The following is a 25,900-nucleotide window of genomic DNA, read 5'->3' as shown; positions in this document are numbered from 1 at the left end:
TGGCTTTTTATTATATGTTTATAAGAACCAAGCTATCTAAACTAGCCAAGGTGTATTTGTGGTCAAACATTTCTTCAAGCAATTGAGGATGTTTTGCAGTGACTCGGCTGAATTATCAGAACGATAAATAACATAAATAGGATAAGAGAATTCAGGAGAATTAGATATTTTTTCTAGTTTGCCTGATTGGATATGAGGTTCTACAACTCGAGTTCTAAAATAACCATTGCCACCTTGGTTAAGCATATACTTTAATGCTAAAGGTCCTAAACTAAAGCTTAAAGCAGCTTGTCTTGGTACAGGTAAAACCGAATCAAAGTTGTCTTTAAACTCACGACCCCAATCAACAAACAAGTTAGGTGTGGCAGATACAGTTGATTGAACATGGATAAGTTTTTCTTCGACAACTTGCTCTACAACTAAGCCCGAAAAATAATTTGGTTGATGTACCACGATAGCATCTAAGCTTCCTGCCTGTAATTGCTCAACTAACTTGTTGGTATGATCAACTTCGCTATGGATATTATAATCGGCGTGAGAGTTTGTGATCTCTTCTAACCAATGGGTCATAAGTGGATTCCACAAACTAATATCAGCGCCAATATGAATAGATTTACTTTGGTTAACTGGCAGTTGCAGTTGCGACTGTGCTGTTTCCCAAGTTTGCACTAAAGTCAGTGCATATTTGGCAAATACTTCCCCCTCACGGGTTAACTTAGCACCAGAACGGTTCCTGATAAATAATTTACAGTTTAATTGAGACTCTAAATTTTTAATCCGAGTCGTGATTGCTGTTTGGGTTAAGTTTAACTTTCTGGCAGCTTCAATAAAGGTGCCAGACGCCATGATCTCCAAAAATGTTTTCGCTAATCCAATATCCATTTAATATCATTATCTTTGAACTTAAGTATCGTTATTATTCATTATACATAAGTTATCCATTTGATTAACCTGCGCGTCTGATTAAAGTGTGAGAGGTTGGTTTTGTGAAATTTAAGCTTGGTCTTTTTGGAATGGTGTCATCATTTTGTGTGATCGTTCTTGCCATTTATGTTCTGTTTGTGTCCAATTTACAAATATCATTACCTTGGACCATATTTTGGCATTTCACATTAATGATCACTAGCGTCATGTTTAAACTTTCCTACGTTGTGATATTGGCATGCAGTAAAGATGGTGTTTATCGATGACTGAATTAAGCAAACCATTATCCAGTGAAATTACACTGAAAAACTTTTTTAAACTCATAGGCTGTGAAAGTTCAAACACGACATTCGTAGAAAAAGTCATTTCTGGAATTGGGGCTACGGTAGGGATATTTTTAAGTTACATCATTGCAAGCGAGGTATTAAATACCAATGAAGGTTATATTTTATTAACAGCGATGGGGGCTTCATCGGTTCTTGTTTTTGCTTTGCCCCATGGTTCGTTGTCTCAGCCTTGGAGCGTTTTTGGCGGTCATATCATATCTGCATTGATTGGATATTTTGTTTTTATTTTTGTGCCAGAAGTTGCAATAGCAAGTGCCATAGCGGTAGGTACTGCGGTTATTGCTATGTACTGTATTCGCTGCTTACATCCTCCGGGAGGTGCTACCGCGTTATTTATTGTATTGGCTGGACATAGCCCAAATGCTTTGAATATAAGCGCGTTAGCCGAAATATTAGTACTTAACGTAACCGCGTTACTAGTTACTGGACTAATTTTTAATAACTTATTTGAGTGGCGTCGTTACCCTGCTTATTTATATTTTAGAAATAAAAAAACGTCGAGTAATTTGGATGAATTAACGCACGAAGACTTTAGTTCGGCCTTATTACAATTAGACTCTTATGTTGACGTTAGCACTGAAGAATTAGCGTTAATATTTGATCTTGCTATAACCCATGCAAAAGCCGGAAATAACAACAGTTTAACTTTTTTAGAAAATCATTATTACAGTAACGCTCAGTTAGGTAGGCTGTGGAGTGTAAAAGAGATCATCTCATTAACAAGTAAAATGGTGATTTACAAAGTAGTAGCAGGGGACAATATATCGCTAATTGGTAAGTGCAGTTTAAAAGAGTTCGGCCGTTGGGCGAAACTAGAAGTAGAGTTAGAAAAAAAATCTTGGATTAAAAAAGCCGCTTAATATGCAGAAAAGCTAGTCATTAAAAGTCAATCGGTGAGCCATAGCCAGTTAAATATAATATTAGAAGATATGGATAACTGGCTTTAACTTGAGTGTTGGTTAATTAGAACGTTTAGGTTCGCGTTTTAATATCAATGATCCATCAAGATGCACATCGCGCTGAGGATACGAAATCACTATGTCGTTTTCGTTAAATAATTCGTCGATCGCAAAACGTATGTTACTTCTGACGGTACGTAACCCACCTTCAACGTTTGATTTTATCCATAAATTGACTTCAAAGGTCAATGCATTATCGCCAAAATCATCGAAGATAACGGTAGGACCTGGATCGGATAACACTTCAGGTTGAGAATTGGTGGCTTGTAGAAGCAATTCAGCTACTTTTTTGGTGGGTGAGCCGTATGCTACGCCAACTCGTACCGATGTTCTCATTAGTTTGTCGACTAACGTCCAGTTGATCACTGTATTTTCTAATAGTTTACTATTCGGTATTAACATATGAACTCCGTCGACCCGACGAAAACGAGTTGAACGAGTATTAATTTCTTCTACCACGCCTTTGGCATCTTCTACTTCTAAAAAGTCACCAATACGAATTGGACGTTCCCACATTAATATCCAACCACTAATAAAATTATTGATGATGTTTTGTGCACCAAAACCAAAACCAATCGCAATGGCACCAGATAAAAAAGCAAAAGCAGCGATAGGAATATTGATAAGATCTAACGTGGTTATCAGGATAATAACGATAGCTAAAACGTACATTAACCTTTGAGTTAAATGAATCAGGTTAGGATCTTTACTTTTACTGGTGAGCTTTTTGGTTACAAGTTTAACCAGTGCTTTGGTCAGCCAAAAACCAAGTAATAATACAATTGGGATCAATAATATATTGCCCAATGAAACGGGTTGTCCGGAAATGGTAACGAGGGTTTCACTAAGTAGTGTTCTAATGCTGTCTAAATTCATTTTATTATCTTTTATTATCTTTTATTATTTTTATAATAAAAAACCCCAATTGAGAGATTCAAATGGGGTTTTACTTTATTACTCTGATATACAAAATACTTCACTTGGGTCGACTAAAAAGCGAGTACCAATTGCTTCACATCCGAACAACATTAAATAACTCATGTCTGAACGGTCAGTTAATGTGATCTCTACTTTCCAAGTATCTCCACCAAGAGTAAGTGGGGTTTTAATCACATAACGCGTTTCTGCATTACCATTGGATGACTTAATATTCCTTATGTCATTTACGGCTGCGGTACATGAAACGATCTTATTGACATTATGGATGTCAGGGTGAAGGTCAAACTTTACGTGCGGCTTGCCTTTAACCTTAATCTTTTCAATATTATCAACATGTAACGAAGACGTTTTTGCACCGGTATCTACTTTAACTTGCATACTATCTATACCTAGTTCTGGTAACGATACCGACTCAAGTCTACCTATGATCTTTTTAGTTTCCGTCGTCATTTAATTAACCTCTTAACAGACCTTCATCTTCAGGAAGTAATAATTCATTTGCAGTTTCAATTTGCTCAGCAATATCTTCATGGTCTTCTTCAAAGCTGGCGATATGGAACATAGCTTCGCCTTCTTGTGCCAATGGAATGTTCTGTTGACCAATAATAATGCCACCTCGAGTTGCTTGTACTTCACCCAAGATGTCACCAAAAGGACCGCAAATTCGAGCTAACACCTGACCTTTTAAAACATGATCTCCAAGCGAAACCAAGTTTGAAACTATGCCACTCGCATTTGCACGAGTCCAACTGCTGTTATTCGCAATAAACGGTTCTACTTTACGTTTCTTAGCGGCCGGTTTACGTATCATTTTTAAATGTTGTAATACGTTTAATACACCTTTTAAGCCTGCACGGATTGATAATTCGTCAAAACGTAATGCTTCACCAGCTTCATATAACAGTACTTTTGTTCCTGCAGCAAAAGCAGATTCTCTTAATGAACCTTCCAATACTTCAGAATTAAGCACAACCGTAACGCCAAATACTTCAGCTAACTCTTTCACTTCTGGGTCAGATAAATCCGCTCTAATTTGAGGTAGATTTGATCTATGAATCGCGCCAGTGTGTAAATCAATACCAAAGTCACAATGTTTAATGATTTCAGTCATGAATATATGAGCAACACGACCCGCTAACGAACCTTTAGCTGAACCAGGAAAACTACGGTTTAAATCACGTCTGTCTGGCATGTAACGGCTTTGTGTTACAACGCCATACACATTAACCATAGGAACTACAATTAACGTACCTCGTGTTAATTTAAAGTTCTTTTGGCTAATTAAACGACGAGTGATCTCGATGCCATTTAGTTCATCGCCATGAACTGCAGCACTAACAAAGATCACCGGCCCTTCTTTTTTACTTCTAAATATATGAACCGGTAAAGATACTGGTGCATTGGTGTATAACTTTGAAACCGGTAATTCTAATTGGCGAGATTCGCCAGGGGCGATTTCAAACTCGCCAATTTTAATATTTTCCATCTCTTACCTTCTAACCTTGACCTTTAGTCTTATTTACGTTGGCTAATGGTGTTTCTGCAACTCTTTTTTCAATAAACTGGATAACCATTTTAGCTACATCTTTGTTTGTTGCGTTTTCAATGCCTTCTAAACCTGGAGAAGAGTTAACTTCCATCACCATAGGTCCATTTTGTGATTGTAATAAGTCAACACCACAAACACCAAGACCCATTACTTTAGCTGCATTTACAGCTGTTTCACGTTCTGCTTTACTTAATTTAACAACTTCAGCAGTACCACCACGATGTAGGTTGGAACGGAATTCGCCTTCAGCACCTTGACGTTTCATTGCGGCGACTACTTTACCACCAACAACCAAACAACGAATGTCTGCACCGCCAGCTTCTTTAACAAACTCTTGCACTAAGATGTTTGCTTTTAAGCCCATGAAAGCTTCGATAATCGCTTCAGCGGCTTTTGCTGTATCAGCTAGAACAACGCCAATACCCTGAGTACCCTCAAGCAATTTGATTACAACGGGTGCACCACCAACATTTTTAATTAAATCTTTTACTTTATCAGGTTTGCTCGCAAACCCAGTTCTTGGTAGACCAATACCTTTACGAGATAATAATTGCAATGAACGTAATTTGTCACGTGAACGACTGATCGCAACAGACTCATTTACATTAAAAGTGCCCATCATTTCGAATTGTCTTGCTACAGCCGTACCGTAAAATGTAACTGACGCGCCAATACGTGGAATGATTGCATCGTATTTTGGTAATTCTTTACCGTGATATCTAACCGTTGGACGGCTACTGGTAATATCCATATAACAATGCAAAGTGTCTATCACATCGACTTCATGGCCTAGCGCTTCGCCAGCTTCTTTTAATCTTCTGGTTGAATATAAGTTTTCGTTACGAGACAAAATTGCAATTTTCATAATATTTCCTAATGGAATTTTAAATAAGTATAGATTTGATAATTAAGGATAGCTTTAATTTTGTAATTAATATAATTTATTATTTCTATCGGTTTAACAAAAAATATTGATTAAATGGTGTTTGTAAAAAAATGAATAATCAGTTATTAAGAACTTTCCTAGAGGTGAGTGAAACACTGCATTTTAGAATTGCAGGTGAGAACTTATCGCTAACTCAGTCAGCGGTGAGTGCTAGGATCAAACAGTTAGAAGTGGAGTTGTCGGTTTCTTTGTTCGACCGAACACATAAACAATTAAAATTAACCGCCGAAGGCCACCGATTGATAAAACATGCCAACGATATGTTGGATATGTGGCAAAAAACCAAACAAGATATCAGCATGGCAAAACAGGACTCATCCCAACTAGTGATTGGTGCCATGATGTCTATTTGGGATATTGCATTGCATGCTTGGATGCAAAAAATACATAGAAATATTGAAGACGTAGGCTTGTATACGCGTATTTATAATCCATTAGAATTACGCAGTGATGTGTTAAATAGAAAGGTAGATATTGGTTTTTTATTTGAGCCTCCCATAGTTGATTTGTTAGTAAGTCGACGGGTCGCATCAATACCATTACATTTAGTGACCACATCAAAATTATCTTTAACCAGTCAGCGTTATCCCAACATTGTGAATGTTGACTATGGTGAATCCATTAACGAAGAGTATCGAAAGTTTTTTGGTGGAAAAAATTTAGCAAAACATCATATGAGTCAACCAAATATTACACTTGATTATATATTGGAAGCCGGGGGAAGTGCCTACTTGCCAAAGCCGATGACATTTCCTCTAATTCAACAAAAACAATTGTTTGAGGTTGAAAGTGCTCCCGTTTTTTATCGAGACATTTATGCAATTTATTTAGCTAAAGGACAAAAGCAGGAATTGATAGAGCAAACATTAGATTTGTTTCCTGTAATTAAAGCCGGGCAGGCATAACGTTAATGATGATCAATAAAACAATGCTAATTCAAACCCTGTTAATTGAGATTGAGCAGTCTTTGTCTGTGGCAACCCGTGCTGCAAATGACGCTAAAGATTTGGCAACACACGAACAAAGCAAACCGGAAACACAATACGATACAGTAGGATTGGAAGCATCTTATTTAGCCCATGGTCAATCCCAACGAGTGGCTGAATTAAAATTGGCGTTAATGCAATGGCGTGCGTTAAGTAACACGAGCCTTAAATCCGACGGTCCAATTGAATTAGGTTGTTTAATTCAATTGATAAACGAACAGGACGAACCTTCATGGTTTTTGTTGGGGCCAGCGATGGGAGGTGTGAAGTTAAACCAAGATGGCAAGTTAATCACAGTGATCACTGAGTCTGCGCCGTTGGGGATAAAACTGATGGGCAAATATAGAAATGATGAGATTGGTTTGACGTTACAAGGAACTAAACGATTTTACGAGATTGTTAGTATCACTTAATCGACCATCTAGCTCATGAACAATGAGCTAGATGTAATTTGATTGCTGTGTTTTAAGGAAGTTGACGGCCTCTTGCCGCTAACCATAGTTCATACCAATGGTTACGAGTTAAAGTTAAATTTTCAGCTTGCGCACAATTTTTAATTCGAGCTGGATTTGTGGTGCCAATAATCGGTTGGATTTTAGCTGGATGCCTCATTAACCAAGCAAGTACGATGGCTTCTTGGCTCACCTGATATTCAGCCGCTAACTTACTCACTAATTCAGCCGTATTTTTAACATGTTGCGGTTGATTAGAAACATCTTGCCCAGAGAATAACCCTTGGCACAAACTGCCCCAAGATTGCAATTGAATGTTATTTAATTGGCAGTACTCTAGCGTTCCCGCACCATAATTAACCTGTAACTCGCCTGAATTACCAGTAGTGACACCTTCTTCAATCCAATTTAAATGCGAAAGACTCAACTCAACTTGATTAACCACTAACGGTTCTGATAACGCCGATTGTAAAAAAGCCATTTGATGTTGTTGCATATTGGATACACCAAAATGTTTAACCTTGCCAGATTGCTGCAGAGAATTAAAAGCTTGGGCAATTAACTCAGGTTCCATCAGAGGGTCAGGGCGATGCAATAAGAAAACGTCAATCTGTTCTGTATTGAGTCGTTTAAGGCTGTTCTCAACGGATTGCAAAATCCACTCAGGAGAAAAGTCATACCGTTGCGGTGCTTGTTCGTCAGGAAAGCGGATAGCGCACTTAGTTTGCAGTGATATTTGACTGCGTAATTCAGGGCGTTGTTTTAATACTTCCCCAAAGACTTGTTCCGCTTTGCCGCGAGTATAAATATCCGCATGGTCAAAAAAGGTCATGCCTGCCTCTAAAGCGGCATCCACGGTTTGATGGGCATGTTTAATTTGTTCGGCATTGACCGGATCATTATCCCAACTTCCCCCTAACCCCATGCAGCCAAATGCGATAGTACTGTTGTTTGAAATCAACTTAGATAAAGGATAACGAGAATGATGCATGAACTATGTTCCTTAATTAAAACTTACACGTGTTTACAGGTTAGTATTTTCAAACATATTTGGTGTAATTAAAATATTACAAAACAAAATTAATTGTTTAGTATAAAAAACAATATAAATCGGATTAACAAACAAGAGTCACCTTTTGAATAAAGAGCATAAAAAATTAGAACGTTTAATGTTGTTCAGTGAAGTAGCACAACATTTAAGTTTTACGGTTGCTGCATCACATTTAGGTATCTCTCGTGGTCATTTGTCAGCTCAAATTCGCCGGCTAGAGCAAGACATGGGATTGCCTCTTTTGATCCGGTCAACCAGAAGCGTGCGATTAACGGCAGAAGGCGAACGTGTTTTATCAGGCATGAATCAAATTAGATACGATCTATTGCAGCTTGAACGGAATGCCAAAAATGAAGGAACAGCTATAGAAGGAGTGATCAAGGTAACGTCGCCAAGGATTTTTACCGAAAGGTACTTAATAGACATTTTTACTAAATTTAAAAAGTTACACCCAAAAATAGAATTTTCGGTGGACAGCAGTTACACCAATTATGATTTAAATCGCAGTGATTATGATTTGGCGTTTAGGGCAACAAATACGCCGCCACAAAATATGATCGCTAAACCTGTCCTCACTTATCAGCACTGTGTGTGTGCTGCTCCACAGTATTTAGCCAAACACGGAACCCCAGAATATCCAAACGACCTGGATAATCACCAATGTTTACGTGGACAAGATCAACCAACATGGACCTTTGTTGGATGTGAAGTTAAAGCTAATGGATGGCTACAAATAAATGACAATCATTTATTAAAAGATTTAGCTTTATCAGGGCAGGGGATTATACGTGTTGCTGAATATTTAGTTGATAGAGAAATCGAACAAGGAAAGTTAATTCAACTATTTAAAGAAGAAATGCCTATGGGGCTTTCTATTTATATGATCCATCCACAGTTGCTCTATCAATCCAACCGTCTGTCTGCTTTTATTAAGTTTACACAGGACTATTTTAATTAAAATCTTATACCGGGTTACGTAACTAATGGGCTATTATATTGATAACATGTATGTTTTGCTGGGCTTTAATGAATGATGGATAAAAGTAACAACGATTATAGTTATTGGGTGCGTTTTGCTAGCTCCGCAGCCATAGTTGCCGCTTTTAGTATGATATTAGTGAAGGGGTATGCTTGGTTAAATACCGATTCTGCCAGTGTTTTAGCGTCATTAACGGACTCTGTATTTGATGTTGCAGCATCGATTGTTAACTTTTTTGCGGTACGTTATGCATTAACACCAGCGGATGACGATCATCGTTTCGGTCATGGTAAAGCTGAGTCATTAGCGGGATTGTTTCAATCGGCCTTTATCACAGGTTCGGCGCTTCTATTAATTTTTCACTCGGTCGGGCGCATATCTCACCCACAAAACATTGATAATATTTCTTTAGGTTTGGCGGCTATATATTTCAGTATTTTCATTACGTTATTGTTAGTTGTGATCCAAACTTTTGCCTTGAAAAAAACAGGGTCAATTGCGATTAAAGCCGATAGTTTGCATTATAAAGGCGATTTATTAATGAATGTTGGGGTACTGTTTGCGCTTTACCTAACTCAATTTGGTTATTCATTTTTAGATTCATGGATTGCGATTGGGATTGCGCTATATTTATTTTATGGGGCTTATGAAGTGGGCTCTGAGTCGGTACAGTCATTAATGGATAAAGAGTTGTCCAATGATGATCAACAAACCATTATGTCCATTGCCCAAAATATTCCTTTGGTCAAAGGTATTCACGGAGTGAGAACCAGACAGTCTGGCGGCACCGTGTTTATTCAATTACATCTTGAGCTCGAAGATGACATGTCTTTATTGGATGCTCATGATGTGAGTGAGAAGGTTGAAGCTGCATTAGAGAATGCCTATCCTTTCTCGGATATCCTGATTCACTTAGACCCTGTGTCGATAGTGAGGAAATAATCAAACTGATAATGTTAATCTGATAAGTTACTATTTTACCCAAAGTCTAAGTTGTTGAGTTATCGGTTTAATTTCATGTTAAGTGAAAATTAAGGGAATTCCCTATGGTTGATTTTTAGCCAAGGCAATAGAATGCGCGCATCAAAATTAGCCCCCCAAATTTTTTAATAGGATTTAACATGAAAACAGTAATGACAGCGTTAACTTTAGTGATTGGTTTTGCTTCAGCTTCATTTAGTCAAACGGCTCAAGCTGCAGGTGTTGAAGCTTTAAATGGCATTTGTGAAAATGTAGCTGCAAATGATAAGTCTCGTTTTCGCAAAAAATTAAAAGAATCAGGTTTGAAATTACGTGACGTATATCAAGGTATTACGTGTGGTGGTGAAAACTTAGTTCGTTATGCAATGTCTAACAATGCAGAAGACGTAGGTAGCTTTATCGTTAAACGTATGCCAGCTTCTCACTTTGCATCATCTGGCGATTTAGATTGGGCTAACACTAGTGGCCACGCTGCATCTCCAATAGCGTCATCTATCGCTGCTCGATAAGATAAATTAATTAAATAGAAAAAGGATGCCAATGGCATCCTTTTTTGTTTTTACGGCGATAAACATGATGTTTATTTTATCAATTGATATCGCTCTGCTAATACGTCAATAACCTCTTGTTTTGGATTATCGGATAATACAATTTTACTGCCTGTGATTTTCTCGGCAATATTCAAGTAGGTAGATGAGATATCCATAATTACAGATTCAGGTAAAGCGTTATCACGAGCTAATGCTTCACGTTCCGGCATTCTATTTTTATTTAGCAATATGTCTGGATCAGGGAAGTGGTTAAGTAACATTTGTCTAAACCCTTCTTTAGAGTTTTCCACAACTTTTCCGTTTCTAAAATTAGGGCCATCCCATATTCTAGATGAATCTGGTGTACCCACTTCATCCATATAAATAAGCTTGTCGTTACCAGCCGCATCTTTTACATAGCCAAATTCAAATTTAGTATCGACAAAGATTTGGTCTAATTTAGCTAATGCCCCACTGATTAAGTTGAAGCCTTGTTTTAATAATACTTCATACTTATCAACATCGGTTTTGTCTAAGAAATTAAAGGCTTGATAGTTTTCGATGATATCTTGGCGACGAATATTAACATCGTCCGCTTCTGGCACATTTGGTATGCCTTTTAAAATACCTTTAGTTGAAGGGGTAATTAATATGTCGTCTAACTTCTGGTCTTTAGTTAGTCCTTCAGGTAATTGAATACCACAAAATTCACGTTCGCCTTTTTCGTAACTGCGCCACATTGAGCCAGTTATATATTGACGAGCGATCGCTTCGATCATTACTGGTTTGGCTTTTTGCACAATCCAAACAAAAGGATGCGGGATGTCTAAAATATGGCTATCCGCTAAATCGTTATCTTTAAACATTTTAAACCAGTGATTTGACACTGCATTTAATGCTGCACCTTTGCCAGGAACGCCTTTAATACCACCTTCACCGTGCCAGATGCAATCAAATGCAGAGATACGGTCACTGATGACCATAATCGCTAGCGGGGCGTCAGATTGAACGTTGTAGCCATTTTGTTCAATCAGTCGTTTACTGTCTTTAGCCGTTAACCAATACACAGAACGGACTTTTCCACTGTGAACTTTTTGATCTGTAATAATAGGTAGGTCGTTGTTTACGGCCAAAACCGAGTTAGCTAAGCTCATTGGGCTTCCTAAAGTAAGAAATATGCGGGATGTTTAATGCTGAGGATTCTAGCAAATTCCTTTAGTGGGCATCAAACGTTTAATTCAATACTTATCCTCCAACCTTAAATATATTTTTCAGACATAAAAAAAGACCACATCAAGTGATCTTCTTTTTGTCCATTTTCATGTTTTATAATTTAAATTTAGAAGCCGCTTCTAACAAGTCGTCTGACAATGTATGTAAGTTACTTGATACATCTCGGATACCGCTAAGCGCTTCTAATGTTGAACTAATGGATTCGTTCATATCATTCACGTTTTCAACAACAGTAGTAGTTACAGCTGTTTGCTGTTCAGTGGCCGTTGCAACCTGAGAGTTTATGCCATTGATAGTGTTGATGTGTTCTGCAATTTTCTTAACCGAGTCACCGGTTTGTGCTGCATACTCTTCATTACGTTCTGCTTGAGCACTGGCACTTTCCATTGAGTCAACCGATGCGCTTGCCGCTTCAGTTAGTGCATTTAATAACTCACGAATTTCAGTAGTTGATTTTGATGTTCTTGATGCCAATTCCCTAACTTCATCTGCAACAACTGCAAACCCTCGGCCTTGTTCACCAGCTCGCGCGGCTTCAATAGCTGCATTTAACGCTAATAAATTGGTTTGTTCCGCAATCGAGGTGATTACATCTAATATTTTATTCACATTTTGAGTATCTTGAGCCAATTGATGAACAACCGCAGATGCCCCTTTAATTTCATTATTAAGCGCTTGAGAGACGGCCATTGACTGGCTCAATATTTCTAAACTTTGTTTGGCTTCTAAATCAGCATCGCTAGTTGCTTGAGAGGCTAAAGCTGCAGAATTTGATATCTCATTAACGCTATGATGCATTTCTTGCATTGATTGATTAACAAGTTCCGAATCTTCACTTTGTTTGTGCATTGCAGATTCAGCCGTTTCCATGCGTTGTATAAGACGAGTAGAGTTATCTAACAGCGGTTGTACAACCGACATTACATCACTGATAGCACCGCGTAACACTTCCATAAACTTATTAAAGTTAATGGCTAACTGACCAATTTCATCTTCACTGTCGACGTTTAACCGAGATTTTAAATCGCCTTCACCTTCCGCTAATTCACTTAATGTTGCAGCAGCATCTGATGCGGCTTTACGAATATTGGTACCGATTATATAACCCAATAAGATGATTAATATGGTCAGAACAATCGAGATAATAATACTTTGGGTAATTGCATCTTCAGATCGTGCTTTAGCATCATCAGCCATTTTTGAGTATAAGTCGTCTGATTGTTTTTTGTATTCGTCTAAGGCTTTGTTGATATTTTCGTATAGGTCAGCTTTAACTTTGGATTTCTGCTGAATTACGGAGAAGTCTAATGACTCATTAATAAACCCTTTTACGATGTCTTTCGCAATTACGTTATAGCTTTGTAAGTCGGATTTAAACTTTTCTAATAAACGTGAATTAGATGGGTTATCTAATGATTCTATTTTTTCAATGTTTTCAATTAATAGGTTGTACTGTTCACCGGCGGAGGTAATTAAATCTTCATCCCCAAAAGTCACGGCTTGGGTGTAACGTTCATCAATTCTATTGATGATAAATGAGTTAGCCGTAGAATATTGAGCAATAAGGTAGCGTTTGTCTTTTAGCTCATCAAGGCTCTTATTATTTTCACTGATAGCAAGTGCGTTTAAGATTAAGACCGTGATCAACGCAAGCATAGCAATGACGGTGATGACATTTACTTTTATAAATACACTTAAATTCTTTAAATTGGTCACACGATTACCTCAAAATTACAAAAAATACCTGTTGCGCAATACTAATATCGGCACAGATCAAAGATCCTTTATTCAAATCTTATGAAAATTGATTTGGGCAATAATTATAAGATTCAATAACTGCATCAAACATTTAAAACTTTAATAGCAACATGCAGTTAACTACAAATAATTAAAGCACATATTTTATAAATAGTGTGAGGAAACGTAATTAATTTAGATTAATTACGTTTCCAAATTGAGGGGGATTATGAACGGATGCCAATGCCTTTATTAATAAGATATAAAGCAAGGCTAAAGAAGATGACGGTGAAACCAAAAATCATCGCAACGGCAAAAGTTAAGTTAACGTCAGAAACACCTAAGAAACCGTAACGGAACGCATTAACCATATAAACGATTGGGTTTATTTTGGAGATGTCTTGCCAAATTTCAGGCAATAAAGTCAAGCTATAAAATACACCACCAAGGTAAGTCAGAGGCGTTAAAATAAACGTTGGGATAATTGAAATATCATCAAAACTATTGGCAAAAATAGCATTGATTAAGCCGGCTAATGAAAACACCATAGACGTCATTAATACGGTAAATATTAATATGGTGTAACTGTGTATTTGAATATCAACAAATAACATAGAGACACACGTCACAATAAGTCCAACCAATAAACCACGTAACATGCCGCCGCCAATATAACCCAAAACTATGATGTAATTAGGTACAGGGGCAACGAGCAGCTCTTCTATGTTACGTTGAAACTTAGCGCTGTAAAAAGAGCTGGCCACGTTGGAATAAGAGTTGGTAATGACTGACATCATGATCAAACCCGGGACGATGAATGACATATAATCAAAGCCGCCCATTTCACCAATACGTGAACCGACAAGATTACCAAAAATGACAAAATATAATGTCATAGTGATCGCAGGAGGTACTAAGGTTTGCACCCAAATTCTAAGAAAACGTGTGCATTCTTTAGTAAGAATCGATTTTAATGCAACTGAATATGACAACATATTATTTAGCTTCCTTTGTTTGACCAGACTTGCCTTCTTCAACCATACGAACAAACAGTTCTTCTAGTCGATTGGCTTTATTACGCATACTTAATACTTGAATATTTTGTTCAGATAACTGAGCGAATACGTCGTTTAAACCTTGAGATTTTTGTACTTCTATTTCAATAGTATGGTCATCGATAACCTGATGACGGTAATCGTTTAACACTGGCGGTTGTTCAAAAGGCTTGGTATCTAATACAAAGGTTTCAACATTCAGCGTTGCCAATAATGATTTCATATTGGTATTTTGGCCAATCTTACCTTGGTCAATAATCGCTATGTTACGGCACAACATTTCAGCTTCTTCAAGGTAATGAGTGGTCAAGATGATAGTAATGCCTTGCGCATTTAAGTCTTTCAAAAATTCCCACATGCCACGACGGATCTCAATATCAACACCCGCAGTTGGTTCATCTAAAATTAAGATTTTTGGTTCATGCATTAACGCTCTGGCAATCATTAAACGACGTTTCATGCCACCTGATAATTCACGACCACGGGCGTTTCTTTTTTCCCATAAGTCGGTTTGTTTTAAATACTTTTCGGCACGTGTTAACGCTTCAGAACGCTCTACACCATAATAGCCCGCTTGGTTGACTACCACTTGTAATACCGTTTCAAACATATTGAAGTTGAATTCTTGCGGGACTAATCCAATTTGTGCTTTAGCGACTTCTAACTCGGTATCTATGTCATGACCAAACACTTTAACTGTGCCAGACGTTTTATTGACTAATGAACTTATGATACCGATTGTGGTCGATTTACCCGCACCATTTGGGCCTAACAAAGCAAAAAAGTCGCCTTGTTTAACATTTAGCGATATCCCTTTTAGTGCTTCAACCGTTCTGGATTTTGATTGGTATGTTTTAGTCAGGTCTGTAATTTCTAAAGCATTCATAGTTGGCTCTAACGTTTTCATAATAGCTTCTTAAGATTTTGTATAGCCCCAACGAGGCACTATTTGTTGATTAATTTTTAAATGATCCAATACCCGCGCGACCATAAACTGCACTAAGTCATCGATTGATTTTGGCTGGTGATAAAAGCCGGGAGCTGCTGGCATTATAGTGACGCCTAAGTTAGAAAGTTTTAACATGTTCTCCAAATGAATCGAGGAAAAAGGGGTTTCCCTAGGCACAATAATGAGTTGCCCTCGTTCTTTGATCACAACGTCTGCCGCTCGCTCTAATAAATTATCAGATGCGCCCACCGCGATGGAAGATAAGGTTCCAGTCGAACAAGGGATTATCACCATTTGTTTTGGTGCTGCAGAACCTGAAGCAACAGGAGAAAACCATTCATCTTTACCAAATACGGTAATTTGATTGGGTTTAGCATTAAAAAACTCAGTGAAAAATTCAGTGGCTTTTTGAGGATGCCCCGGTACATCAATGTCGGCTTCGGTCTTAAATACAACACGTGCTGCAGCTGAAATAATGACAAAAACTTGAATATCACTACTTACTAATTGTTTAATTAATTCAACCGCATAGGGAGTGCCAGACGCACCAGTGATGCCAATCGTAATTTGGCCGGAATATTGGTTGTTACTGTCAATGACAGACATGACATTAGCCTTTAACTTAGAATGTTACGAGATATTGGTAAATTTGTTGTTGATAGCATTGGTTAATTTAACATGGATGCCACCAAACCCACCATTGCTCATTATAACTATATGGTCATTAGGGCACACAAAATCAACAACTTGGCTGACAATTAATTCGATATCATCACAAACCGTTAAATTTAAACCAGAAGGTAACTGCCAAGATTGTTGTTGGTCTTGATAAACAAATGTTTTATCTGCTTGTTGCCAAGATTCCACCAAGGTATTTTTATGAACACCCATTTTCATGGTGTTGGAACGTGGCTCTAAAATAGCAATAATGCGAGCATCACCAACCTTGTTACGTAAACCTTGTAAAGTCGTGGTTATGGCTGTTGGATGGTGAGCAAAATCGTCGTAAACATGGATGTCATGTTGAGCATAAATTTGTTCCATACGACGCTTTGGCGTTTTAAATTGGTTTAATGCTTGGATAGCAACTTGAACATCAATACCAGCATGTCTTGCCGCTGCAATTGCCATCAGGCCATTATAAACATTATGTAAACCTGTCATGTCCCAATTAACAGTCCCTAAATTTTGTTGGTTTAATATAACTTCAAATGCAGACCCGTCTTGGTTACCTAGTTTGTTATCAAGTAAGTTCACTTGCCAATCACCTTGCTGACCAACACTTTGTGTCTTCGTCCAACAACCGAGTTCAAGTGTTTTAGTGATATTCACATCGTCGGCGTTATTAAGTATCAAACCATTGTTAGGCACGGTTCTGATCATATGATGAAATTGTCGTTTTATTGCATCTAAATCATCAAAAATATCAGCATGATCAAATTCTAAATTGTTCAATACCAATGTATTTGGTAAGTAATGCACAAACTTAGAACGTTTATCAAAAAAGGCGGTGTCGTATTCATCAGCTTCTATAACAAAAAACGGATCTATTCCTGCGGTTGCCGACAAGTCTAAGTTACCCGGTACACCACCAATTAAATAACCTGGGTTAAAGCCAGCATCGGACAATATCCAAGTTAACATGCTGGTTGTTGTGGTTTTACCATGGGTACCTGCGACCGCTAATACCCATCTATTTTGCAATAAATTGTTTTTCAGCCATTCAGGGCCTGAGGTGTAAGGGAGCTTGCGCGACAATACGTATTCAACTGCTTCATTTCCACGGGACATTGCATTCCCAATGATCACTATATCTGGCACGGGGTTAAATTGCTCCGGACTCCAACCTTGGGTTAAGGTGATCCCTAACTTTTCTAGTTGAGTTGACATAGGTGGATATACGTTTTGATCTGAACCTGTCACTTTATGTCCAAGTTCTTTGGCAATGGCAGCGATGCCACCCATAAACGTACCGCAAATACCTAATATATGAATATGCATGAAAGTGAAAAATTCCTTTGATCTCATTTGTTGATTAATTGTGTCGCACAATTTAAAGAGATGATGTTTAGTGATTGGAATAATAACGCAGGGCAAGGGAGACGCAAAGTGTCATCCCTGCCAAATTAACATTTAATTACTTGAATCAGATAATAATTAAATAGGTGAACCCGGTGGCATTGCTGTCGGTTTAATTAATGGCAACCACTTTCTATGCTCAAAATACCAAGCTAAATGATAGCTAAGTAAGTTATTAAAGCTGTTTTTTCTAGAGTATGAGGACAACCAAGTATTTAACTCATGTAAAGATTCAAAGATTTCAGCTTTCACTTCTATCGATGTCTGTTCGTTTAATAAGGTCTTCATTAACGATTCTATGGTTAAGGCCGCGACTCTTTTATGTAATAGGTGGTTAACTCCAGCGTCTGAATCTGCTTTGACGGTTGCGTTAATAATTTGAGTTAAATACAAAGGTAAAGACCAAGTAGGTGTCTCTGAATGCAATGCTACTTGTTGAGAAATTCGATTTAACCTAGCCGGATTTAACAACGCATTTAACGAATGTTGGGCGGAGGCAGACGCCAGTTCAATCGGGTCGAACACCAATCCAGTTTTACTTGGCGCACTTTCTCTGTTGCGATAAGAACCGTATGATTTTGGCGGAATAAGCTCAACAATATGTTTTGGAATAACCAGTTCCTGAGGGGTTAATGTGCGTAAAATAGCATTTAGTGCTTGTTGCTGCTGGTCAAAATTGACTGCTTTTGCACCTAGTTCATTATCCGATTTAACTTGATAACTATAATCAACACCTGCAATAACTTTTGCCGCAGCTGTGGTTTGAAAGCGATGAAATAAGTAGATAGGAATTAAGATCTCTTGCAAGTCAGATACATCTCTACCACTAGCTAAATTATCAAGTCCAAAGTTATTAAGTGCTAACTTACGTACGTCTAACATTCGTTCCAATTCAACGGCTGGATTGTCACCGTTATCCCATAAGTGCCCCTCTGGATTCGCACCACTTAATGGGCGCGCGTCCGGATCAGACATATATAAGAAACCTTGTTGTTTGGTACTGGCCACTAATGACGCGAGCTGTTGTTGCTCGGTGTTGTTATCTGAAAATTGGCTGTAACCATATTTAATTACATATTCATCCCACACACCTATTTTGTCGTCATAGGCATTAGATAAATCAATTTTGCCGTCTTTAATTGTCACTAATGGGTGAGGGTAATCCATGACCGAAGCGCGGTTATTCACTGAAGCTGAGAAGTTATGAGCGATACCTAAAGTGTGGCCTACTTCGTGAGCCGATAACTGGCGAATACGTGCCAACGCCATTTCTTTGATTGCACTGGTATCAGCATTATCCGAAGTAAACGGTGCCGTTAACCCTTGAGCAATCAAATAATCTTGGCGAACGCGCAATGAACCTAAGGTAACATGACCTTTAAGAATCTCACCGGTTCTTGGGTCAATAACCGACGAGCCATAACTCCAACCGCGAGTGGCTCTGTGTACCCACTGAATTGTGTTGTAACGCACATCCATAGGGTCAGCATCTTCAGGTAACATTTTCACTTGAAAGGCATTGATAAAACCAGCTTTCTCAAATGCGCTACTCCACCACCTTGCACCATCTAATAATGCTGAACGCACAGGCTCAGGCGCACCAGGGTCGAGATAATAAATAATAGGGTCTATCGCTTCACTTCTTTCTGCCGTAGGATTTTTTTTGTGTAAACGATGGCGTGGAATATATTTAACAGCCATATCTTCATCTAGACTCACTGCGTAATCTTTGGTTTCTACACTCCAAAATCCTGAATAAGGGTGGAACGCTCTTGGTTGATAATTATCATCTGGAAGTTCAATCAGCGAGTGGTGTAAATGCACGGTAATATTATATGGATCAGGCGCAACACTTTTGACATGTTTACCTGGTGAACTGCCTTTAAAGCTGACGACGGACTCCAACTCTGTATTTTTTGGGAATGCTTTGCTGCGAGGCATGAAGACAGCGCTACGTGAACTGTCTAACGAAAAGTTACCTTGTTTACCGGCCGCTAAACTACGACTAATACCGTGTATGTCACTTAATAGAAATGACGTGTAATCAATTAGTACCGAATCGTCATCTTGGCTAACAATGGTAAAACCTTGAATTACCGACTCTGCAAAGGCTTCTTTAACACTTTGCCTTTCTGCCGCATTTTGGGATTTAGCTTGGTAATAGGTATTTAGTTGATTTAATAACACCTTATTGCCATAACGCTCAAATTGCACAATACGAGTATCGCCCAATTGGCCTCTATCAAGTCCAATGTCATTGGAACCTATCCCTTGAGGCATAGAGCTTTGGAATAAAAATGGTTGTGATAATTTATCTACGTCTAAGTAAACTTTATCCTTGTTTTCATCATAATAAAAAGTAAAAAATCCTTTTCCTTCTTTCATGCCTTTAGTAAAGCTAGTGATATCTTTTGCCATTAATTGGCCTGATACTAAAAGCAAAATGAATCCGAAAAACTTAATCGCAGTCACCATCTTGGTACTCCATTTTTTGCAATGTGCGGTAAATTGTTAATTACCTTTAATCGTATTTTAAGTGTGCCTGATTAGCCGGTTTATGGGAATAGTGATTTATGGTTGTTCATACCGCAAAATTAGTATTTCATCAAAGTAAACAGTGACTAACTGTAAACAATTTATTATGTAATTCACTATGAAAGTTTTCAGTTTGTTCAACTTATGCACATGCAAAAGCATCTTGAATACTGTAAAGTAAGCGCCTAAACATTATTTATAATTATTCTCCAATTAATAAAAAAGGTGACGTTAAGTTATGCGTAGATTAGCTCCGGTATTACGTGAAGATGGTGTAGAACTCGATTTAATTTCGTTAATTCGTACAATTTTGGCTGCATGTAAAGATATTTCATTCCGGGTAGGCCAAGCTGATCTAGCGGGTGTTTTAGGCTCAACGTTAGATGAGAATATTCAAGGTGAGACCCAGAAAAAACTCGATGTATTATCCAATCAATTATTAAAAGACATGTTACTTGAGTCTGGTTTTGTCAGAGCAATCGCATCAGAAGAAGAAGACTTTATTGTAGAAGGTGTGCACGGGGGACGTTTCTTAGTTGCGTTTGATCCATTGGATGGCAGCTCAAATATAGACGTAAACAGTTTAACTGGTACTATCTTCTCTATCTTACCCGTGCCGGATGAAAAATTAGCCGGTGATGCCATCACCGAATCTGACTTTTTACAGCCGGGACGTAATCAAGTTGCGTCTGGGTATGTAATGTATGGCCCATCGACTATCTTGGCGTTAACCACCGGGAAAGGTGTGAAGTTTTATACACTAGATAAAACCCATGGATCGTTCTTGTTAACACAAGAACGCATTGAAGTACCTGAAGAAACGCAAGAGTTTGCGATTAACGCCTCTAATCAGCACAAGTGGCAAATCCCAATGCAACGTTATATTCGCGATATTTTGGATGGCAAAGGCGGGATTAGAGGTAAAAACTTTAATATGCGCTGGGTGGCTTGCATGGTAGGTGATGTACACAGAATTTTATGTCGAGGTGGTTTATTTACTTATCCAGCTCACACCGACGACTTAAGCAAACCAAATAAACTAAGATTGTTATATGAAGCGAATCCTATGGGTTTATTGATTGAACAAGCTGGTGGCTTAGTATCGACCGGTGAACAAAATATATTAGATATTCAACCAACAGAATTGCATCAACGAGTCCCTGTTATTTTAGGCTCTAAACAAGAAGTTAAAATTTGCCTAGACTACCATAATCAATAAGGTGTTTTAGGTCGTAAATAAAGCGCTCATATAGGTTGTCTATTTGAGCGTTTTTTTATGTTTTAAGCTAAATTGAATAACAAGGATAAACCGTTTGAGTTTGTCTGGTCGGATGTGTTAATTTGGTGGCATAAATAAAAGAGCGATATTAAACAGGGTACCCGCGCATGAGCCAAAACTACGTTTTAAAATTATATAACAAATTAACCAAGTTACCTTTGGGTAATAAAATGTTTTCAATGTTTGCCGCTCGTAAAGCTCCTTACTTTAAAACGGTGTCTCCGGTTATTAGTAAATTAGTACCAGGTGAATGTCATTGTTTGATTAAGAAGAAACGTGCAGTGGAAAATCACATTGGTACTGTGCACGTAATCGCTATTTGTAATGGTTTAGAAATGGCGATGGGTTTTATGGCCGAAGCATCAATTCCGAAACACTTACGTTGGATCCCAAAGGGCATGCAAGTTGATTACACTGCTAAGGCTGATTCTAACATTCGTTGTGTTGCGGTATTACCAGACAATCATTGGCAAGAAGGGGACGTGTTCGTTGAGATAAATGCCTATGACGATAACGATGTTGTGGTCGTTAAAGGTCATATCAAACTTTGGGTTTCAGCTAAAAAAGCTAAATAAGTCAAATCGATAGTGTTAGAGATTAACGGGTAAACAAGGTTTACCCGTTTTTTATTGATGGCTAGAAAATGAATATGGACTAATCCACAAGATCTAACCAATACAAGATCTAATCAATACATGGTTAATCAGCGAAGATCACCGTCTTGTTGCCTTGTACCATCACTCGGTGCTCAAGATGGTATCTTAACCCTCTGGCAAGTGCCGACTTCTCACATTCTTTACCTTTTCGCACCATGTCTTGCACTGAATCACTGTGGCTAATTCGCGAGATCTCTTGCTCAATAATAGGCCCTGCATCTAAGTCTGCTGTGACGTAGTGGCAGGTAGCGCCAATTAGTTTTACACCGCGCTCATAGGCTTGATGGTAGGGTTTTGCACCAACAAATGAAGGTAAAAAACTATGGTGTATATTGATTACTTGGTGTTTGAATTTTTGACATAGAGCGTCAGGGAATATCTGCATAAAACGCGCTAACACTATGGTGTCGGTGTTATATTGTTCTATTACTTGTTCAAGTTGTGTAAAAGCCGCAGATTTGTCGGTTTTAAAATCAATATGATGAAACGGTAATTGATACCAGTTTGCGTACTTTTCCATTTCTTTATGATTTGCAATTACCGCTACAATTTCACAATCTAACTCTTGTTCATGCCACCGGTGCAAAATGTCAGTTAAACAGTGAGACTCTTTACTGGCTAATAACACCACTTTGTTTTTTATTTTTTTAGGTGTGATTGCCCACTTCATTTGGAAGTGGTCTGCGATAAAAGCAAATTCTTTATTTAGATCTTCAAAGCTGATCACTTCTGGATCAAATAACATTTCGTGGCGCATAAAAAACCACTGGGTTTCGCTGTCGGTGTGATGATTGGCATCTAAGATAGAAACATTATTTTTTGCTAAAAATTGGCTCACTGCAGCAACAAGACCAACGCGGTCTGGGCAGGAAATAGTCAGGGTTAATTTATTGTCGAGATTCATGTTGTGCCAAATGGATATAATTCTAGGGTGTTAACTTAATGATTAAAACAGAAAAAATAAAGCCGATATTGGCATAAGTTAAACTTTGTTTGTAATTAAATTACACAATAGCGGAATTGATTAGGTTATTACTTCCATTCAAGGCTCGAATTTTGATAAAAATTGTTTATAATTCGCGCCATTAGTTTATTGGCACTAGTTTCTGGTGCAACGTTTAATTTTAAGGGTGTGAAATGCCAAATTATGTAGTGGGTCATAAGATCCCAGATTCAGATTCAATTTGCTCAGCAATTGCCTTGTCTTATTTAAAAACAACTTTAGGTGAGCCTACTGTTCCTGCTCGTTTGGGTGAGTTATCGCCAGAGACGTTATTTATCTTAGATAAGTTTGGTTTTGAGCAGCCAGAATTAAAAACCAGCTATGCTGGCGAAAACCTTTATATTGTTGACCATTCAGATCGCGTTCAAGGGCCGGATGACATTGATGACGCAACTATTTTGGGCATTATCGACCATCATAAACTTGGCGATATTACGACATCTACTCCGTTAGAAATTTGGGTACGTCCGGTTGGTTGTACAAATACCATCATCAAAATGATGTATGACTTTCATGATGTTGAAATTCCAAAAGACATCGCTGGTGCCATGATGTGTGCCATCTTAAGTGACACGGTTCTTTATAAGTCACCAACGTGTACTACCGCTGATATCAAGTGTGTTGAAGCATTAGCTGAAATCGCTGGTATTTCTGACCCATTAGAGTTGGGTATGGACATGTTTAAAGTTAAATCGGCCGTTGAAGGCACGCCAGCTCGTGACTTAGTACTACGTGACTTTAAAGACTTTAATATGAACGGTAACTTAGTTGGTATTGGTCAGCTTGAAGTTATCGACCTAGCTATTTTTGACGAAATGAAAGCGGATTTAGAAGCGGATATTATTAAGTTGAAACAAGAAGGCAACCGTCACAGTGTTATCTTATTGTTAACGGACATAATGAAAGAAGGTTCTGAGTTTTTAGTTGTTAGTGATGACGCTTCTATCATTGAGAAAGCATATGACGTTAAACTGGCTGACAATAAAGTTTGGGTAGACGGTGTATTAAGTCGCAAAAAACAAGTTGTTCCACCACTACAAGATGCGTTTGCATAAACCTTAAACAATACATCTTTTGTGAACTAAGCCGCCTAGCTCTATGTAATAGCTAAGCGGCTTTTTTGTTGATGATTATCTCAGTGTTTTCACCAAATGTGTGTCACACTCTGTTGCTACTGTTTACCAAGCTGTAAATTACTTAGAAGACTCAATTTCACCATGAATAAAATTCAGCAAGTGTTAAAAAACACAACCCAACCTCAACTGTTTTTATTAGTAATGGCGTTTATTATGCCGTTTGTTTTTCAGGTTTGGATGACTTTACTCAATAACTTTGTGGTAGAAAAAGCGGCCTTTACCGGTGCTGAAATTGGCATGTTGCAGTCCATTCGTGAGATCCCTGGCTTTTTGGCTTTTACCGCTATTTACATATTGATTGTGATCAAAGAGCAAAAGTTTGCGATTTTATCACTTGGCTTATTAAGCATAGGTGTTGCGCTTACGGGGTATTTCCCCTCGGTATACGGCTTATTTATTACGACGTTCATTATGTCTGTGGGTTTCCATTATTACGAAACCATACAACAGAGTTTAACCTTACAGTGGCTAGATAAAAAACAAACCGCGCATTTTATGGGGAAACAACTGGCAGTGAAATCCTTTGCCTCAATATTAGCGTTTGCGGGGATTTGGATATTAATGGAGCAGTTTACCGTAAGTTATAAAACCACGTATTTAATTGCCGGCGTATTAGGTTTTATCGTGGTATTATGGATGGCGTGGCACTTTCCACAGTTTGAACAACCTCATGTGCAACATAAAAAATTCTTGTTAAGAAAACGTTATTGGCTGTACTACTTATTAACCTTTTTGAGCGGAGCACGTAGACAAATATTTGTGGTGTTTGCCGGATTTATGATGGTGGAGCAGTTTGGTTATAGTGTAGGCGAAATTAGCATCTTGTTTGGTGTTAACTACATTTTTAATCTGTTATTTGCTGCCCAAATAGGCAAGTGGGTTGGAAAAATTGGGGAGCGTAAAGCGTTAACCTTTGAATACGTAGGTTTGATATTTGTTTTTACCGGTTATGCGTTTGTTGAAAATGCGGAAATAGCCGCAGGGTTATACATTATTGACCATATGTTTTTTGCTTTAGCCATTGCGATTAAAACTTATTTTCAAAAGATTGCCGATCATAAAGACATCGCTGCTACTGCATCGGTGAGTTTTACTATTAACCACATTGCTGCGGTTATTATTCCAGTATTGTTAGGTTTTGTTTGGTTGTATTCACATACATTAGTCTTCTTTGTGGGCACTGGCTTTGCGGTATTAAGTTTGATTGGCAGTCGGTTAATTCCTGATAATCCGAGTCAGGAGGAGTACATTCGGGGGAGGGGGTGAGTTTTGGTCTCTTTTTTCCTAAAAGGCTGGTAGCCTTTTAAGGGCTGATTTGTTTTACACACTCGTTTTGATTAGTCTTTTTTAACCCAGTAACTTCTATAACAAAGGTTTCGCCCCTCGGCGAGTGACCTTTTTGCAACAGCCCAAAAACGTAACCCAAAAAGGCCGCTTCCAAACAAAATCTAATACTTCATTAAATAGTTATTTTTGTTTATAAAAACGGGCTTAACTTTCGTCCATGAAAAAGCCCTTGCTCAGCATCCATGCTTCGTATTTTATAAAAATTAATATTTAACTAAGTGATTTTGTGATGGAGACTTAAAAGCAAA

25 protein-coding genes are annotated in these 25,900 nt (G+C 38.1%); 11 read left to right on the top strand and 14 right to left on the bottom strand.

Annotation, left to right across the window (positions count from 1 at the left end):
* Positions 1-36: 36 nt before the first annotated feature.
* Positions 37-882 carry a LysR family transcriptional regulator gene (locus KO505_RS00135; RefSeq protein ID WP_216053404.1) on the bottom strand — a complete coding sequence of 282 codons (846 nt, stop codon included), beginning with the start codon at positions 880-882 and terminating at the stop codon, positions 37-39.
* 104 nt (positions 883-986) lie between these two features.
* On the opposite strand from KO505_RS00135, the gene KO505_RS00130 reads away from it, so the two are divergent.
* Positions 987-1,190 (top strand): hypothetical protein, encoded by a 204-nt coding sequence (locus KO505_RS00130; RefSeq protein ID WP_216053403.1) that lies wholly within the window; start codon positions 987-989, stop codon positions 1,188-1,190.
* Entirely contained in the window at positions 1,187-2,131 is a 945-nt protein-coding gene (locus KO505_RS00125; protein WP_216053402.1) for an HPP family protein, read from the top strand. The genes KO505_RS00130 and KO505_RS00125 overlap by 4 nt, the downstream gene beginning before the upstream one ends.
* Positions 2,132-2,230: 99 nt before the next feature.
* Here KO505_RS00125 and KO505_RS00120 read toward each other — a convergent pair whose 3' ends face one another.
* The 4 genes from KO505_RS00120 to rimK all read right to left on the bottom strand — a co-directional run bounded on the left by KO505_RS00120 (position 2,231) and on the right by rimK (position 5,583).
* Positions 2,231-3,106: a mechanosensitive ion channel family protein gene (locus KO505_RS00120; protein ID WP_216053401.1), complete on the bottom strand. Its 876-nt coding sequence runs from the start codon at positions 3,104-3,106 to the stop codon at positions 2,231-2,233.
* Between the two features lie 78 nt (positions 3,107-3,184).
* Complete coding sequence (locus KO505_RS00115; RefSeq protein WP_216053400.1) at positions 3,185-3,619, bottom strand: RimK/LysX family protein; 435 nt, start codon at positions 3,617-3,619, stop codon at positions 3,185-3,187.
* Between the two features lie 4 nt (positions 3,620-3,623).
* Complete coding sequence (locus KO505_RS00110) at positions 3,624-4,655, bottom strand: succinylglutamate desuccinylase/aspartoacylase family protein (protein WP_216053399.1); 1,032 nt, start codon at positions 4,653-4,655, stop codon at positions 3,624-3,626.
* A gap of 10 nt (positions 4,656-4,665) precedes the next feature.
* Positions 4,666-5,583, bottom strand: coding sequence for a 30S ribosomal protein S6--L-glutamate ligase (gene rimK, locus KO505_RS00105; RefSeq protein WP_216053398.1), 918 nt, complete (start codon positions 5,581-5,583; stop codon positions 4,666-4,668).
* 131 nt (positions 5,584-5,714) lie between these two features.
* On the opposite strand from rimK, the gene KO505_RS00100 reads away from it, so the two are divergent.
* Positions 5,715-6,569: a LysR family transcriptional regulator gene (locus KO505_RS00100; protein WP_216053397.1), complete on the top strand. Its 855-nt coding sequence runs from the start codon at positions 5,715-5,717 to the stop codon at positions 6,567-6,569.
* Positions 6,570-6,574: 5 nt separating this feature from the next.
* Positions 6,575-7,063 carry a GreA/GreB family elongation factor gene (locus KO505_RS00095; protein WP_216053396.1) on the top strand — a complete coding sequence of 163 codons (489 nt, stop codon included), beginning with the start codon at positions 6,575-6,577 and terminating at the stop codon, positions 7,061-7,063.
* Positions 7,064-7,115: 52 nt separating this feature from the next.
* On the opposite strand, the gene KO505_RS00090 is transcribed toward KO505_RS00095, so the two are convergent.
* Positions 7,116-8,093, bottom strand: coding sequence for an aldo/keto reductase family oxidoreductase (locus KO505_RS00090; RefSeq protein ID WP_216053395.1), 978 nt, complete (start codon positions 8,091-8,093; stop codon positions 7,116-7,118).
* Positions 8,094-8,238: 145 nt separating this feature from the next.
* Here KO505_RS00090 and KO505_RS00085 point away from each other — a divergent pair, with 145 nt between their 5' ends.
* The 3 genes from KO505_RS00085 (at position 8,239) to KO505_RS00075 (ending at position 10,622) form a co-directional block, all read left to right on the top strand.
* Complete coding sequence (locus KO505_RS00085; RefSeq protein ID WP_216053394.1) at positions 8,239-9,111, top strand: LysR family transcriptional regulator; 873 nt, start codon at positions 8,239-8,241, stop codon at positions 9,109-9,111.
* A gap of 72 nt (positions 9,112-9,183) precedes the next feature.
* Entirely contained in the window at positions 9,184-10,074 is an 891-nt protein-coding gene (locus tag KO505_RS00080) for a cation diffusion facilitator family transporter (protein ID WP_216053393.1), read from the top strand.
* Positions 10,075-10,253: 179 nt separating this feature from the next.
* Positions 10,254-10,622 (top strand): DUF3718 domain-containing protein, encoded by a 369-nt coding sequence (locus KO505_RS00075; protein WP_216053392.1) that lies wholly within the window; start codon positions 10,254-10,256, stop codon positions 10,620-10,622.
* 71 nt (positions 10,623-10,693) lie between these two features.
* Here the strand turns inward: KO505_RS00075 and KO505_RS00070 are convergent, their stop codons facing one another.
* From KO505_RS00070 to KO505_RS00040, 7 genes are all read right to left on the bottom strand, one after another.
* The gene (locus tag KO505_RS00070) at positions 10,694-11,797 is read right to left on the bottom strand and encodes a phosphoribosylaminoimidazolesuccinocarboxamide synthase (protein ID WP_216053391.1); all 1,104 of its coding nucleotides are present in this window, start codon (positions 11,795-11,797) and stop codon (positions 10,694-10,696) included.
* Between the two features lie 172 nt (positions 11,798-11,969).
* A complete protein-coding gene (locus tag KO505_RS00065) occupies positions 11,970-13,592 on the bottom strand; it encodes a HAMP domain-containing methyl-accepting chemotaxis protein (RefSeq protein WP_315947718.1) in 1,623 nt (540 codons plus the stop codon).
* 248 nt (positions 13,593-13,840) lie between these two features.
* Entirely contained in the window at positions 13,841-14,608 is a 768-nt protein-coding gene (locus tag KO505_RS00060; protein ID WP_216053390.1) for an ABC transporter permease, read from the bottom strand.
* 1 nt (position 14,609) lies between these two features.
* Positions 14,610-15,554 (bottom strand): ABC transporter ATP-binding protein, encoded by a 945-nt coding sequence (locus tag KO505_RS00055; protein WP_216053437.1) that lies wholly within the window; start codon positions 15,552-15,554, stop codon positions 14,610-14,612.
* Positions 15,555-15,584: 30 nt separating this feature from the next.
* The gene (locus KO505_RS00050) at positions 15,585-16,223 is read right to left on the bottom strand and encodes a flavin prenyltransferase UbiX (RefSeq protein ID WP_216053389.1); all 639 of its coding nucleotides are present in this window, start codon (positions 16,221-16,223) and stop codon (positions 15,585-15,587) included.
* 24 nt (positions 16,224-16,247) lie between these two features.
* A complete protein-coding gene (mpl, locus tag KO505_RS00045) occupies positions 16,248-17,618 on the bottom strand; it encodes a UDP-N-acetylmuramate:L-alanyl-gamma-D-glutamyl-meso-diaminopimelate ligase (RefSeq protein WP_216053388.1) in 1,371 nt (456 codons plus the stop codon).
* Between the two features lie 156 nt (positions 17,619-17,774).
* Positions 17,775-20,114, bottom strand: a complete 2,340-nt coding sequence (locus KO505_RS00040) for a zinc-dependent metalloprotease (RefSeq protein ID WP_252731569.1) — start codon at positions 20,112-20,114, stop codon at positions 17,775-17,777.
* Positions 20,115-20,469: 355 nt separating this feature from the next.
* Between KO505_RS00040 and KO505_RS00035 the strand changes: the two genes are divergently transcribed.
* Positions 20,470-21,450, top strand: coding sequence for a class 1 fructose-bisphosphatase (locus KO505_RS00035; protein ID WP_216053386.1), 981 nt, complete (start codon positions 20,470-20,472; stop codon positions 21,448-21,450).
* A gap of 167 nt (positions 21,451-21,617) precedes the next feature.
* Entirely contained in the window at positions 21,618-22,085 is a 468-nt protein-coding gene (locus KO505_RS00030; protein WP_216053385.1) for a hotdog fold domain-containing protein, read from the top strand.
* 124 nt (positions 22,086-22,209) lie between these two features.
* Here the strand turns inward: KO505_RS00030 and purU are convergent, their stop codons facing one another.
* Entirely contained in the window at positions 22,210-23,070 is an 861-nt protein-coding gene (gene purU / locus KO505_RS00025; RefSeq protein WP_216053384.1) for a formyltetrahydrofolate deformylase, read from the bottom strand.
* A 233-nt stretch (positions 23,071-23,303) separates the two neighbouring features.
* Between purU and KO505_RS00020 the strand changes: the two genes are divergently transcribed.
* Positions 23,304-24,224 carry a manganese-dependent inorganic pyrophosphatase gene (locus KO505_RS00020; RefSeq protein ID WP_216053383.1) on the top strand — a complete coding sequence of 307 codons (921 nt, stop codon included), beginning with the start codon at positions 23,304-23,306 and terminating at the stop codon, positions 24,222-24,224.
* Positions 24,225-24,386: 162 nt separating this feature from the next.
* Complete coding sequence (locus KO505_RS00015) at positions 24,387-25,571, top strand: MFS transporter (RefSeq protein WP_216053382.1); 1,185 nt, start codon at positions 24,387-24,389, stop codon at positions 25,569-25,571.
* Positions 25,572-25,900: the final 329 nt, after the last annotated feature.

The sequence above is a fragment of the Psychrosphaera sp. F3M07 genome (assembly GCF_018860345.1).
In the GTDB taxonomy this organism is placed as follows: domain Bacteria; phylum Pseudomonadota; class Gammaproteobacteria; order Enterobacterales; family Alteromonadaceae; genus Psychrosphaera; species Psychrosphaera aquimarina.
Note: the sequence above shows the minus strand (reverse complement) of the source record. Positions and strands in the feature narration are given on the sequence as shown.